Origin of the sequence: Pseudomonas kielensis (genome assembly GCF_030505375.1) — a bacterium.
GTDB classification, from domain to species: Bacteria; Pseudomonadota; Gammaproteobacteria; order Pseudomonadales; family Pseudomonadaceae; genus Aquipseudomonas; species Aquipseudomonas kielensis.
On record NZ_CP130043.1, the window covers coordinates 521,171 to 534,242 of the forward strand.

Below are 13,072 nucleotides of genomic sequence, written 5' to 3' on the forward strand. Positions count from 1 at the left end.
GCGCCCATACCGGCCTCATCGCGAGCCGGCTCGCTCCCACAGGGGTTCTGTGTTGATCACACAATCCCGACTGAACAGAGATTCAGTGTGGCAGCCAGCCTGCTGGCGATCAGCCGGGGTCGCGCTCGACCGACTCGCTCCCTTTGCCCTTTCAGAACTGCCATGCCTGCCAACCACTTCAACACCCACTGCCCCGACTGGGCGACTGCCCTGCTCAACGGCTTCAGCCAGATCTTCCTCCAGCGTAACCCGCTGTGCGGCCTGCTGTGCCTGTGTGCCATCTTGTTTACCGCGCCTGCCTTGCTGGGCGGCGCGCTGCTGGGCGGTGTCGCGGGGCTGCTCACCGCGCAACGCCGCAACTATGCCAAGGCCGATCGCCAGGCTGGGCTTTTCAGCTACAACGGCGTCCTGCTCGGCTTGCTGCTGAGCCTGTATTTCCCCTGGTCGGCGCTGCTGCCACCGCTGATCCTGGCCGCCGGCGGCCTGAGCGCAATGATCACGCAACAGTGGCTCAAACGCGCGCGGGTCAGCCAATACCTGCCGGCCTACACCACCCCCTTCGTCGTGCTGAGCTGGCTGCTGTTGTGTTTCGCCACGCCCCCGACAACCGCGCATTTGATCGAAGTCAGCACACTGAACATGCTCGCCGCGCCCCTCAAAGGTATCGGCCAGGTCATGTTCCTGGGGCATCCGCTGGCCGGTGCGATGATTGCCGGCGGACTGCTGATCGCCGACCGCCGCGCCTTCTGCTGGGCGTTGCTGGCCTCGGTCGCGGGCATGGGCTGGAGCATGCTGCATCACGACTTCTACAGCGCATTGCTCGGCCTCGGTGGCTACAACGCCGTGCTCGCCGCCCTCGCCCTCAGCGCGCAACGCCAGCAACCGTGGCTGCCGCTGGTAGGCATCACCCTGGCACTGTTGCTGACGCCGCTGTTTGCCGCCATCGGCCTGCCCACGCTGACCGCACCGTTCATTCTCGCCTGCTGGCTGGTACGCAGCACCGTGCAAATGTTCGTGAAGGCCACTGTCAGCCATACACCTTGCACTCTGGAGGAGAATCAACCTAGGCTGCGCTGATCATTGATTCAGGCGTTTTCCATGGACAGCAGCAAAAACTGGCGTGAAGAACTTCACGTCATCGTATTCCAGAGCGACACCCAGGCCGGACGGCGCTTCGATGGCATCCTGCTGTTGATCATCCTCGCCAGCCTGGTGATCGTGATGCTCGACAGCATCAACAGCATTCACCGCGACTATGCCGACGTGCTGGCCTACATCGAGTGGGGTTTCACCTTCATCTTCGCCATCGAATACGGGTTGCGCCTGTACTGCTCGCCCAAGCCGTTGCGCTATGCCTTCAGCTTCTATGGATTGGTCGACCTGCTGGCGATCGTGCCGGGAATACTCGCCCTGTACTACAGCGACGCCCAATACCTGCTGATCATCCGCATCATCCGTATGCTGCGCATCTTTCGCGTGCTCAAGCTCAGCCCCTACCTCAAGCAAGCCAACTACCTGATGTCGGCGCTGCGCGGCAGCAAGCAGAAGATCGTGGTGTTCCTGGTCAGCGTGTGCACCCTGGTGACTGTGTTCGGCACCCTGATGTACGTGATCGAAGGCCCGCAGAACGGCTTCACCAGCATTCCCAAGGGCATTTACTGGGCGATCGTCACCCTGACCACCGTGGGCTTCGGCGACATCGTGCCCAAGACCCCCCTGGGCCAGGTGGTTTCATCGCTGGTGATGATCACCGGTTACTCGATCATCGCAGTGCCGACGGGCATCTTCACCGCGGAACTGGCCAACGCCATGCGCGGTGAGCAGCTGCAACACGACTGCCCGGTGTGCAAGAAAAACGGCCATGAGCACGGCGCAGCATTCTGCTCACGCTGCGGCAATGCGCTATTTAAGAAAATCGAATAAGCAAAGTACTTTTTAATCTTTAAAGAGCTATAGAGGCCCGGCTATAGTCGACGGCAAAATGCCTTCACTCTCTCGAACAAAAGGAATGTGCAGTGAAAAAGATCTTTGGCGCCTCACTCCTGGCCGCAGGCCTGACCCTCGCTAGCGTGGCTCAAGCCGCACCGACCCTGCTTAACGTTTCCTACGACGTGATGCGCGATTTCTACAAGGACTACAACACTGCCTTCCAGAAACACTGGCAAGCCGAGCACAACGAAACCATCACCCTGCAGATGTCTTTCGGCGGTTCCAGCAAACAGGCACGCTCAGTGATCGACGGCCTGCCGGCTGACGTCATTACCATGAACATGGCCACCGATATCAATGCCCTGGCCGACAACGGCAAACTGATCCCGGACAACTGGGTCACCCGCCTGCCGAACAACAGCGCACCGTTCACCTCGGCCACCGTGTTCATCGTCCGCAAGGGCAACCCCAAGGCCCTGAAAGACTGGCCCGACCTGCTCAAGGACGGCGTACAGGTGATTGTGCCCAACCCGAAAACCTCGGGTAACGGCCGCTACACCTACCTGTCTGCCTGGGGCTACGTGCTGAAGAACGGCGGCGATGAGAACAAGGCCAAGGACTTCGTTGGCAAACTGTTCAAACAAGCCCCTGTGCTCGACACCGGCGGCCGTGCGGCCACCACCACCTTCATGACCAACCAGATCGGCGACGTGCTGGTGACCTTCGAGAACGAAGCGGAAATGATTGCCCGCGAATTCGGTCGCGACCAGTTCGAAGTGATCTACCCAAGCGTCTCCGCCGAAGCCGAGCCACCGGTCAGCGTGGTCGACAAAGTCGTCGACAGAAAAGGCAGCCGTGCCGCGGCCGAGGAATACCTGAAGTACCTGTGGTCCCCGGAAGGTCAGGAAATCGCAGCTGCCAACTACCTGCGCCCACGTGACCCGGCCGTGCTGGCCAAGTACACCGACCGTTTCCCGAAAGTCGATTTCCTGTCGGTGGAAAAAACCTTCGGTGACTGGCGCACCGTGCAGAAGACCCACTTCAACGACGGCGGGATTTTCGACAAGATCTACAGCGGCCAATAAGCGGCGCTGAAACGAACAAAGGCGACCTGCGGGTCGCCTTTTTTGTCGCTGCCCGTTCTAGGGCAACATCGCTTCCACTTCCACTTCGATCAGCCACTGCGGCAAGGAAAGCCCACTGACAATCAGCCACGAAGACGCTGGCGGATTGGCCGGGAAGCGCTCCAGCAACACCTGGGTGACCTGCTCTTGCTCATCGCGCGCGGCCTCGGCAATGTAAATCCGCATCACCACCACATGGGAGAGATCCCCGCCCGCCTCGCGCAGAATCGCCTCGATATTGTCGAACGCCTTGTCGGTCTGCTCGCGCAAGCCAGGCGCTACCGTGCGCTCATGCTCATCGACACCGACCTGACCGGACAACAGCACACGACGCCCACCACTGACCTCAACCGCCTGGCTGAATCCGTACTGCAGCGAATTGAAAACACTGGAGGGATTTAACACCGACTTGTGCATGAAGACTCCTGACTCCCTGGAATGACCGGGAAATCTAAATCAACCGGCATCAGGGTTCCAGTGGCTGCAACATTCGGAAACTCACCGATCAAGCCCAAGGCGCTGGTGTTTTTACTGCCCGAACTGCCTGCCCAACCCCGAAGGCACACCGTGGATATCGGTCTCTTCCCACGGCCCTTGCGGGCTGATGCTGCGGCTCCAGCCGTTGTTCCAGCGGTAGTAGGTGCGCTGGCGGTAGAAGACGTTGCTCTGGTCGTCGAGGACGTAGACCCCCAGTTTCGCGTCCCAGTGGCTGTTGCCGCCTGGGGGTGGGGCGAAGCTGGCGGAGGTCCGCGGCAGGGGTTTGGCCGGTTTGCTCGGCGTCACCGGCTTGCCGGGTGCCGTCGAAGGCTTGGGCTTGGTGGTCGGGCCCGACGGCGGGATCGGCGGTAGCGGGCTGGTGTCCGGAGTGGGCTGCTGGACCGTACAGGCGCTTAACCCTAGAACCAGGCTGAGCAGGGTAATTCGAGCGAGTACGGTCATAGCGGCGTTTCCTGATTATTGGTCCGGGCTGTCGATGGTCAACGATTGCGGCGCGGTGGTGCTGCTGGCCATTGGCTGGCTGCGCCCGACCCACTCGCCCGCAGTCGGCTGACCGGCACGGGATACCCGTGCAACCAGTTGGACTTCAGGGAAGTTCGACAGTTTCAACTGCGGCATCATTGCATCCGCGTCACCCAGTTCCACGGTCACCGGCAGGTCGGCAACGGTCAAGCGCTTGGCTGCCAGGGGGGCCGGCGGGCCGGAAACGGCACGGGCGAAGATAAACACGCTGTCGCCTGGCAGGACCTTGGCCTTGACCTCGGCCGACAGGTCAACCGACACCTTGAGCAGGGCCACCGGCTTGCTCACGACGGCTGGCGCCTTGGCGACAGTCGCGCCGCTTTCCTGGAGTTTTTCCGTGGCGCGCTGAATGCCGCCTTGCAGCGCAGCGCGGGAAGCGTCCTCGGTCGGCAGCTGGGCCAACAGGCGGTTCCAGTAGTCGATAGCGTCCTGGTAGCGCTCGCTTTCGAAGGCGGCGATACCCAGCAGGCCCAGGCTGGTGACTTCCTTTGGATCGGCCTTGAGTGCTTCGTCGGTCAGCGCCTGGACCTTGTCCGACCATTTCTTGTTGTCGGCAAAGTACTGGGCCTGGGCCCATTGACCCAGCAGTTCGGGCTGGCGACCCGCCAGGGCCACGGTCCGCTCGAAGATCTTCGCCGCGTCGGCCGGACGGTCCTGGGCCATGTAGGTACGACCCAGGAAGTACAGGCCCTCGGCAGAGTCCGGTTGTGCCGCCACGGCACGCTCCAGGCGCAGGGTCATTTCTTCCATCGACTGCGGCGCCTGGGCGAACTCGCGGGTCAGCTCAACCTTGTCGCTGGCACCAAAATGCAGGTACAGGCCCAGGCCCAGCACCGGCACCAGGATCGCCGCCAGCAGTGGCAGCGGCTTGCCCAGACGGGACACCCGGCCAACGTCGGCACCCTCGGTGTCGGCCAGCAGTTCACGGGCGGCTTCGTCACGCCCGGCGGTCATTTGTGTGGCATCGAGCACACCTTCGACCTGCTGCGCCTGCAACTCGGCCACCCGCTCTTGATAAAGCGCCACGTTCAGCGCGGTACGATCCTCTTCACGTTGGGCGCGACGGCCACGCAGAACCGGGATCAACAGAAAACTCAGGGCAACCAGTAGCAGCAGACCTGCGGCAAGCCAGAAATCAATCATCAGTGTTTTTGTCCAGCAGTTGGTCGAGGCGCTCGCGCTCCTCGGCAGAAAGCGTGTCCTTGCCAGCCGCGCGTTCAACGCGACGACGACGGACGATCAGGGCAATCACCACCACGCCACCAAGCAACAGCCCGGCCGGGCCAAACCACAACAGCGCGGTCTTGCTGGTCAGGGCGGGCTTGTAGCGGACGAAGTCGCCATAGCGGTCGACCATGAAGTCGATGATCTGCTGATTGTCCTTGCCCTCGCCGAGCATGCGGAAAATCTCTTTGCGCAGGTCAGCGGCAATCGGCGCATTGGAGTCGGCAATGTCCTGATTCTGGCACTTGGGGCAACGCAGTTCCTTGGTCAGTTCGCGAAAACGCTCGCGATCCCCGTCCTTGGCGAACTCGTAGGTGTCGATGGCGGCGTGCGCCACGCCGGCCAGACTCAAGCCCAGGACCACAGCGGCAAACCAGCGCTTCATGGCTTGGCCTCATCCACCAGCGCCTGATACTTGGCCGCCAGTTGTTCACGCCAGACCACCTCGTCGATCACCCCCACGTACTTGTCGCGGATGATGCCCTTGGCGTCGATAAAGAAGGTTTCCGGCGCACCGTAGACGCCCAGGTTCAGGCCCAGGGTGCCCTCCTCGTCACGGATGTCCAGCAGGTACGGATTATGGAACTCGGCCAGCCACTTCAAGGCATCGGCATTGACGTCCTTGTAGTTCACCCCGTAGATCACCACGCCCTGCTCGGCCAGCTTGTTCAACACCGGGTGCTCGACCCGGCAGGAAATGCACCAGGTGCCCCAGACGTTGACCAGCGCCGGCTTGCCCAGCAGATCGGCGCGGGTCAGGGTCTTGTCACCCTGCACGTTGACCAGGCTGAACTCCGGGAACGGCTTGCCGATCATCGCCGACGGCAACTCGGACGGATTGAGGTACAACCCGCGGTACAGAAACACCGCCACCACCAGAAAAAGCGCCAGTGGCAACACCATCAACCAACGTCTCATGCAGTCGCTCCCGACATGCCCAGCGCTTCACGCACCCGGCTCTTCACCTTGACCCGATAACGCCGGTCCATCGCCGCCAGCAACCCGCCGAAGCCGGTCAGCAGGCCACCGAACCAGATCCAGCGCACGAATGGCTTGACGTGCACCCGCACGGCCCAGGCGCCTTCGCCCAATGGCTCGCCCAGGGCGACGTAGATGTCACGGGTGAAACCGGCGTCGATCCCGGCCTCGGTCATCACCGAGTTCTGCACGGTGTACAGGCGTTTTTCCGGGTGCAGTACGCTGACTTCCTTGCCGTTGCGGATCACCCGCACGGTGCCCTTGTCGGAGGTGAAGTTCGGCCCTTCGTAATGCTTGGCCCCCTCGAACACAAAGTGATAGCCGGCCAGTTCCATCGACTCGCCCGGCTCCAGGCGCAGGTCGCGCTCGGCGCTGTTCTGGCTGGAAAGGACCACGCCCAAGGCGCATATGGCGATCCCCAGGTGCGCGACCTGCATGCCCCAGTAACTGCGGGTCAGGGTCGGCAGGCCCTTGATCAGGCCTTTGTGGCGGGTCTTGTCGAGGATGTCGCGGACCCCGGCCAACAGCACCCAGGCGGCGAGCATGAAGGTTGCCAGCACGGCCCAGTTGAAGTCGCCATAGGCGATACCGGCCACCACTGCCAGCGCAGCGCTGCCCAGCAAGACCGGAGTGAGCATGCCCACCAGCCACTTCACCGGGGTGTCCTTCCAGCGCACCAATACGCCGACGGCCATCACCACCATCAACAACGCCATCAACGGAATGAACAAGGCGTTGAAGTACGGCGGACCGACCGACAGCTTGGCGCCGGTCATGGCGTCCAGGATCAGCGGATACAGGGTACCGAGCAGGATCATCGAGGCCGCTACCACCAGCACCAGGTTGTTGCCCAGCAGCAGGGTTTCGCGCGACCACAGGTTGAAGCCCACATGACTCTTGACCACCGGCGCGCGCAGAGCGAACAGGGTCAGAGAGCCACCCACCACAAACAGCAGGAAGATCAGGATGAACACGCCACGCTCAGGGTCCGAGGCAAAGGCGTGGACCGACGTCAGGACCCCGGAACGCACGAGGAAGGTCCCCAACAGGCTCAGGGAGAAGGCCGCGATGGCCAGCAGTACGGTCCAGCTTTTGAACACGCCACGTTTTTCGGTCACGGCCAGGGAGTGAATCAGCGCCGTGCCGACCAACCAAGGCATGAACGAGGCGTTTTCCACCGGGTCCCAGAACCACCAGCCGCCCCAGCCGAGTTCGTAGTAGGCCCACCACGAACCCAGGGTGATACCGATGCCCAGGAATGCCCAGGCGACGATGGTCCACGGACGTGACCAACGGGCCCATGCAGCATCCAGGCGACCGCCCATCAAGGCGGCGATGGCGAAGGCGAACGCCACCGAGAAGCCGACGTAGCCCATGTACAGCATCGGCGGGTGGACGATCAGGCCGATGTCCTGCAGCAACGGGTTAAGGTCGGCGCCATCGGTAGGCATCTGCGGCAAGATGCGCTCGAACGGGTTCGAGGTGAGGATCAGGAACAGCAGGAAGCCGATGCTGATCATGCCCATCACCGACAGCACCCGCGCCAGCATGACCTGCGGCAATTGCCGCGAGAACACCGACACGGCGAAGGTCCAGCCGCCAAGAATCATCGCCCACAGCAGCAGCGAACCTTCGTGGGCGCCCCACACGGCGCTGAACTTGTAGTACCACGGCAAGGCCGTGTTGGAGTTGTTGGCCACATAGGCGACGGAGAAATCGTCGACCATGAAGGCATAGGTCAGGCAGCCGAAGGAGAACGCCAGGAAGGCGAACTGCCCCCAGGCGGCTGGCTGGGCCAGGCCCATCCACATGCGGTCACCGCGCCAGGCGCCGAGCAACGGCACGATGGCCTGGACGACGGCAAAACACAGGGCGAGGATCATCGCCAGGTGGCCCAACTCGGGAATAAAGATGCCGGATGTCATGGATCAACCCTCCTTCACGGGTGTCGGGGCGGATTGACCACTGTCTTTGAGCGCCTTGGTCACTTCCGGCGGCATGTACTTCTCGTCGTGCTTGGCCAGCACTTCGTCAGCCACCACCACGCCCTCGGCATTCAACTTGCCCAGGGCGACGATGCCCTGCCCTTCGCGGAACAGGTCCGGGAGGATGCCGCGGTAGGTGATGGTCACGGATTTATTGAAGTCGGTGACGACGAATCTCACGTCCAGCGAATCGCCGGAGCGTTTCAGGGAACCGGCCTCGACCATGCCACCGGCGCGGATGCGCGTGTCTTGCGGCGCTTCGCCATTGGCGATCTGGGTCGGGGTGTAGAACAGGTTGATGTTTTGCTGCAAGGCACTCAAGGCCAGGCCGACAGCAGCGCCAACCCCCACCAGGATCGCGAGAATGATGAGCAGACGTTTTTTACGCAGCGGATTCACTTGCTGTTCTCCCGGCGCAGACGACGCGCCTCTTGTTGCAGATAACGCTTGCGGGCCAGGATCGGCGCGACCACGTTGAGGGCCAGTACTGCCAGGCAGATGCCATAGGCCGACCAGACATATAGACCGTGATGGCCCATGGCGAGGAAGTCGCTCAAAGAAGCAAAACTCATGAACTGACCTCCAGGCTGTTTTGCACTTCGGCTTTGACCCAACTGGCCCGGGCTTCGCGCTTGAGCACTTCAAGGCGCATGCGCAGCAACAGCACCGCACCGAAGAAACAGTAGAAACCCAGCACCGTCAGCAGCAACGGCAGCCACATCTCCACCGGCATGGCCGGTTTTTCGGTGAGGGTGAAGGTCGCGCCCTGGTGCAGGGTGTTCCACCACTCCACCGAATACTTGATGATCGGGATGTTGATCACCCCGACAATCGCCAGCACCGCGCACGCCTTGGCGGCGCTGTCACGATTGCTGATGGCGTTGCCCAGCGCAATGAGACCGAAGTACAGGAACAGCAGGATCAGCATCGACGTTAGTCGCGCATCCCAGACCCACCACGAACCCCAGGTCGGCTTGCCCCAGATCGCCCCGGTGACCAGCGCCACGGCGGTCATCCAGGCACCAATGGGGGCCGCGCATTGCAGGGCGACGTCGGCCAGCTTCATCTTCCAGACCAGCCCGACAATGCCGCAGACCGCCAGCATCACATACACCGACTGCGCCAGCATGGCCGCCGGCACGTGAATGTAGATGATCCTGAAGCTGTTGCCTTGCTGGTAGTCCGGCGGTGCGAACGCCAGGCCCCAGACCACTCCAATGCCGATCAGCAACACGGCGGCGATACTCAGCCAGGGCAGCATTTTGCCGCTGATGCCGTAAAACCACTTGGGCGAGCCGAGCTTGTGAAACCAGGTCCAGTTCATTGCTGTTTCCATCACGGTTGCTTTTCGTCAACACGAAAAGCCAGGGTCTTTACTGGTCGTTTTTTGACCAGACCTCATTATTCGCTGACGCTGATCTTCAGGCCAGCAGCTATTGCAAAGGGTGTCAGGGTAACTGCCAGGGCGGTCAGGCTCCCAAGCCACAGCAGATACCCGGTCGCCGGCATGCCCTGAAGTGCCGCCTGCAAGGCGCCACTGCCCAGGATCAACACCGGGATATACAACGGCAGAATCAACAGCGCCAGCAGCAAGCCACCACGCTTCAAACCCACCGTCAGCGCCGCGCCGACCGCACCGAGCAGGCTCAGCACCGGTGTACCCAGCAACAGCGACAAGAGCAAAACCGGCAGACAGGCGGCAGGCAAACCGAGCATCAATGCCAGCAACGGCGCAAGCAATACCAGTGCCAGGCCGGAAAACACCCAGTGTGCCAGTACCTTGGCCAAAACCAGAAGAGCCAGGGGGTGCGACGAAAGGACCCACTGCTCAAGGGATCCGTCCTCGAAATCACTGCGGAAAAGCCCGTCCAGCGAGAGCAAAACCGATAAAAGGGCCGCTACCCAGACCAGGCCTGGAGACAAGGTTTGCAACAATTGAGTCTCAGGTCCCACCGCCAATGGAAACAATGCGACAACTATTGCGAAAAATACCAAGGGGTTGGCCAGCTCCGCCGGACGGCGACACAACAAACGGGCCTCGCGGGCCACCAACAGCGCAAAAACACTCATACGGCCCACTGCCCCAGGTCGATGTCACGGTAACCGGCCGGCATCCGGGTCATGGTGTGGTGGGTGGTCAGGATCACCATGCCACCCTGCTCACAATGGGCGGCCAGGTGCTCTTCCAGCTGTGCCACACCTTGTTTGTCCAACGCGGTGAACGGCTCGTCGAGGATCCACAGCGCCGGGCTGTCGAGGTACAACCGCGCCAGGGCGACCCGGCGTTGCTGGCCGGCGGACAGGGTATGGCACGGCACGTCTTCAAAACCGCGCAGCCCGACGGCCGCCAGCGCCTGCCAGATGGCCTCGCGGCTGGCCGGCTGGTGCAGGGCGCAGAGCCAACTGAGGTTCTCTTCGGCGCTCAGCAGGTCCTTGATGCCGGCGGCATGGCCGATCCACAACACGTTGTGGGCCAGCTCCGTGCGCTGGCTGTGCAGCGGCTCGCCATTGAGCAACACCTGGCCGCTGGTCGGCTGCATCAGCCCGGCCAGCAGGCGCAGCAGACTGGTCTTGCCGCTGCCGTTGGGGCCGCTGATCTGCAGCATGTCACCGCGATCCAGACGCAATCCGAGGTTTTCGAAGAGCATCCGCCAGTCTCGCTCACAGGCGAGCGCTACGGCTTCTAGAAGAGGGATGGTCAAGAGATCGCGGGCCTTTACGGTTCAAGTCGGCAGTGGATCGGCCGTTAAAGTGGTGCAGCATAGATTCATTGACGGCCTGTTCCAGAGAGCTGGGTCAACATTTATGGTGTTTCGCCACGCGTCCTTGGAGACGGGCGGCATTATACATGTCATGTCCTACTCTCAAGAGGGCAATTTCGACAGGGTGTGACCGATGACCGCTGAGATCAACCTTCCTCCCCTGCCCCCCGCGGCACCTGCCACGGCGCGCCCGCAGGCCAGCGGCGAGTTGCTCAAGCTGCTGACCCCGGTGGACGGCCTGATCGGTGCCGGGCAGAGCGCCAAGGCCGAAGTCCTGTCACTCAAGCAGGACCAGCAGATTTTCCAGCTGCTGCTCAAGATCACCCTGGCGGGCGGACGCCAGACCACCGTATCGGCCACCAGCAGCCTGCCCTTGGCCCTGGGTGCCAGCCTGGCCATCACCCAGCCCTCGGCCGGCAGCCTGGCGATCAGCCCGCAATCCAGCCTGGCGGGCAACGCCGCCGCCCTGTCGCGCATTGACACCACACAACTGCCGGTGGGCACGCTGTTGCAGGGCAAGGTGCTGACCACCCAGTTACAGCCACAGACACCGGGGCAACCGGCGGTGTACCGCTCGATGGTCAGCCTGCTCAACAGCGCGCTCAGCGGCAGCACCCTGAACATCGACAGCCCGCAGCCACTGCGCATCGGCACCCTGCTCAGTGCCCAGGTCCAGGATGCACACACCCTCAGCTTCGTGCCCCTGAGCAACCGCCAGGAACAACTGGCGATCAGCCAACAGTTGCACACCCAGCAGAGTCGCCAAGGTTCACTGGACGCGCTGTTCAAGGCCTTGCAGAACCTGCCGGCCGATGGGCAATCCTCTGAGGTTCGCGCCAGCGTCGACAAACTGCTTGCCAGCCTGCCCGAGGTCCAGCACCTGAGCAGCGCCAAGGGGCTGGCGCAAGCGCTGGCCAACAGCGGGCTGTTTCTCGAAAGCCGACTCCTGGCCGGGCAGACTCCGGCGCCGGCAGACGACCTCAAGGGCAACCTGTTGCGCCTGATCGCCCAACTGGCCCCCGGCCTGCCGGCCAACCCCAGCTTCAATGCCGCCTTGGCCGCCAACACCCTGGCCCAGGCCCTGCCCAGCTTCGTGCGCAACGCCCTCGGCACCCTCGGCCAAGTCAGCGCCAAACCTGCCCCGGGTGGCTTTCCCCTGCCCTCGCGGCTGCTGCAGAACCTGACCGAAGAAGGCGACCTGGAACACCTGCTGCGCCTGGCCGCCGCCGCGATCTCGCGCCTGCAAAGCCACCAATTGTCGAGCCTGGAGCAGACCGGCATGACCGAGGACGGCCGCCTGCAAACCACCTGGCAACTGGAAATCCCCATGCGCAACCTGCAAGACATCGTGCCGCTGCAAGTCAAGGTGCAGCGCGAAGACCCACCGCCCAGGGATCCCAAGGAAAAACCCGCCGAACGCGAAGCCCGCCAGCACATATGGCGCATTGACCTGGCGTTTGACCTCGCCCCCCTGGGCCCATTGCAGGTGCAGGCGCAACTGGTGCGCGGCAGCCTGTCCAGCCAACTCTGGGCCGAACACCCCTACACCGCCAGCCTGATTGAACAGCACCTGGACCACCTGCGTGCGCAACTGTATGCCTGCGGCCTGAACGTCGGCGACCTCGACTGCCACCTCGGCATCCCCCCCCAAGGCCCGCAAACCCGACTCGAACAACGCTGGGTGGACGACACCGCATGAACCACAACACCCCTCCCCGCCAGGCCATTGCCCTCAAGTACGACGGCCAGCACGCCCCCACGCTCACCGGCAAAGGCGACGACGCCCTGGCCGAAGCCATCCTGAAAATCGCTCGCGAGCATGAAGTTCCGATCTACGAGAACGCTGAACTGGTGCGATTACTGGCGCGGATGGAACTGGGCGACAGCATCCCCGAAGAGCTGTATCGCACCATTGCCGAGATCATTGCGTTTGCCTGGAATCTGAAGGGCAAGTTTCCTCAAGGACATGATCTGGACTCGACGCAGCTTGAGAAAGACATCAGCCATCGCGGGGATGACTACTGAAGTGTCAGCGCCCACAGATTGAATG

Annotated in this window: 16 protein-coding genes; 5 read left to right on the forward strand and 11 right to left on the reverse strand. The window is 62.5% G+C overall.

Annotated features, from left to right (window positions below; all coding sequences use genetic code 11):
• The first annotated feature begins 162 nt into the window (after window positions 1–162).
• The 3 genes from Q1W70_RS02695 (at window position 163) to Q1W70_RS02705 (ending at window position 3,014) form a co-directional block, all read left to right on the forward strand.
• Window positions 163–1,077: an urea transporter gene (locus Q1W70_RS02695; RefSeq protein WP_265537337.1), complete on the forward strand. Its 915-nt coding sequence runs from the start codon at window positions 163–165 to the stop codon at window positions 1,075–1,077.
• Window positions 1,078–1,098: 21 nt separating this feature from the next.
• The gene (locus Q1W70_RS02700) at window positions 1,099–1,923 is read left to right on the forward strand and encodes an ion transporter (protein WP_182343911.1); all 825 of its coding nucleotides are present in this window, start codon (window positions 1,099–1,101) and stop codon (window positions 1,921–1,923) included.
• Window positions 1,924–2,015: 92 nt separating this feature from the next.
• Window positions 2,016–3,014 carry a sulfate ABC transporter substrate-binding protein gene (locus Q1W70_RS02705; protein ID WP_166590880.1) on the forward strand — a complete coding sequence of 333 codons (999 nt, stop codon included), beginning with the start codon at window positions 2,016–2,018 and terminating at the stop codon, window positions 3,012–3,014.
• 57 nt (window positions 3,015–3,071) lie between these two features.
• Here Q1W70_RS02705 and Q1W70_RS02710 read toward each other — a convergent pair whose 3' ends face one another.
• From Q1W70_RS02710 to ccmA, 11 genes are all read right to left on the reverse strand, one after another.
• Entirely contained in the window at window positions 3,072–3,470 is a 399-nt protein-coding gene (locus Q1W70_RS02710; RefSeq protein WP_302098612.1) for a RidA family protein, read from the reverse strand.
• A 111-nt stretch (window positions 3,471–3,581) separates the two neighbouring features.
• Window positions 3,582–3,992, reverse strand: a complete 411-nt coding sequence (locus Q1W70_RS02715) for a hypothetical protein (RefSeq protein ID WP_166590882.1) — start codon at window positions 3,990–3,992, stop codon at window positions 3,582–3,584.
• Between the two features lie 15 nt (window positions 3,993–4,007).
• Complete coding sequence (gene ccmI / locus Q1W70_RS02720) at window positions 4,008–5,216, reverse strand: c-type cytochrome biogenesis protein CcmI (RefSeq protein ID WP_182343907.1); 1,209 nt, start codon at window positions 5,214–5,216, stop codon at window positions 4,008–4,010.
• Window positions 5,209–5,682 (reverse strand): cytochrome c-type biogenesis protein, encoded by a 474-nt coding sequence (locus Q1W70_RS02725; RefSeq protein WP_182343905.1) that lies wholly within the window; start codon window positions 5,680–5,682, stop codon window positions 5,209–5,211. Before Q1W70_RS02725 ends, ccmI begins: the two co-directional genes overlap by 8 nt.
• On the reverse strand, window positions 5,679–6,215 hold the full coding sequence (locus Q1W70_RS02730) for a DsbE family thiol:disulfide interchange protein (protein WP_185818466.1): 537 nt from the start codon (window positions 6,213–6,215) through the stop codon (window positions 5,679–5,681). Before Q1W70_RS02730 ends, Q1W70_RS02725 begins: the two co-directional genes overlap by 4 nt.
• On the reverse strand, window positions 6,212–8,200 hold the full coding sequence (locus Q1W70_RS02735; RefSeq protein ID WP_166590885.1) for a heme lyase CcmF/NrfE family subunit: 1,989 nt from the start codon (window positions 8,198–8,200) through the stop codon (window positions 6,212–6,214). Before Q1W70_RS02735 ends, Q1W70_RS02730 begins: the two co-directional genes overlap by 4 nt.
• 3 nt (window positions 8,201–8,203) lie before the next feature.
• The gene (gene ccmE, locus Q1W70_RS02740; protein WP_159994420.1) at window positions 8,204–8,659 is read right to left on the reverse strand and encodes a cytochrome c maturation protein CcmE; all 456 of its coding nucleotides are present in this window, start codon (window positions 8,657–8,659) and stop codon (window positions 8,204–8,206) included.
• Entirely contained in the window at window positions 8,656–8,832 is a 177-nt protein-coding gene (gene ccmD / locus Q1W70_RS02745) for a heme exporter protein CcmD (RefSeq protein WP_166590886.1), read from the reverse strand. The genes ccmE and ccmD overlap by 4 nt, the downstream gene beginning before the upstream one ends.
• Window positions 8,829–9,584: a heme ABC transporter permease gene (locus Q1W70_RS02750; RefSeq protein WP_166590887.1), complete on the reverse strand. Its 756-nt coding sequence runs from the start codon at window positions 9,582–9,584 to the stop codon at window positions 8,829–8,831. The genes ccmD and Q1W70_RS02750 overlap by 4 nt, the downstream gene beginning before the upstream one ends.
• Before the next feature lie 77 nt (window positions 9,585–9,661).
• Window positions 9,662–10,330, reverse strand: a complete 669-nt coding sequence (ccmB, locus tag Q1W70_RS02755) for a heme exporter protein CcmB (RefSeq protein ID WP_166590888.1) — start codon at window positions 10,328–10,330, stop codon at window positions 9,662–9,664.
• Window positions 10,327–10,908, reverse strand: a complete 582-nt coding sequence (gene ccmA / locus Q1W70_RS02760; protein ID WP_232534587.1) for a cytochrome c biogenesis heme-transporting ATPase CcmA — start codon at window positions 10,906–10,908, stop codon at window positions 10,327–10,329. Before ccmA ends, ccmB begins: the two co-directional genes overlap by 4 nt.
• 247 nt (window positions 10,909–11,155) lie before the next feature.
• Between ccmA and fliK the strand changes: the two genes are divergently transcribed.
• Complete coding sequence (gene fliK / locus Q1W70_RS02765; protein ID WP_302098613.1) at window positions 11,156–12,721, forward strand: flagellar hook-length control protein FliK; 1,566 nt, start codon at window positions 11,156–11,158, stop codon at window positions 12,719–12,721.
• A complete protein-coding gene (locus tag Q1W70_RS02770; RefSeq protein WP_185818468.1) occupies window positions 12,718–13,047 on the forward strand; it encodes an EscU/YscU/HrcU family type III secretion system export apparatus switch protein in 330 nt (109 codons plus the stop codon). The genes fliK and Q1W70_RS02770 overlap by 4 nt, the downstream gene beginning before the upstream one ends.
• The last annotated feature ends 25 nt before the right edge of the window (window positions 13,048–13,072 follow it).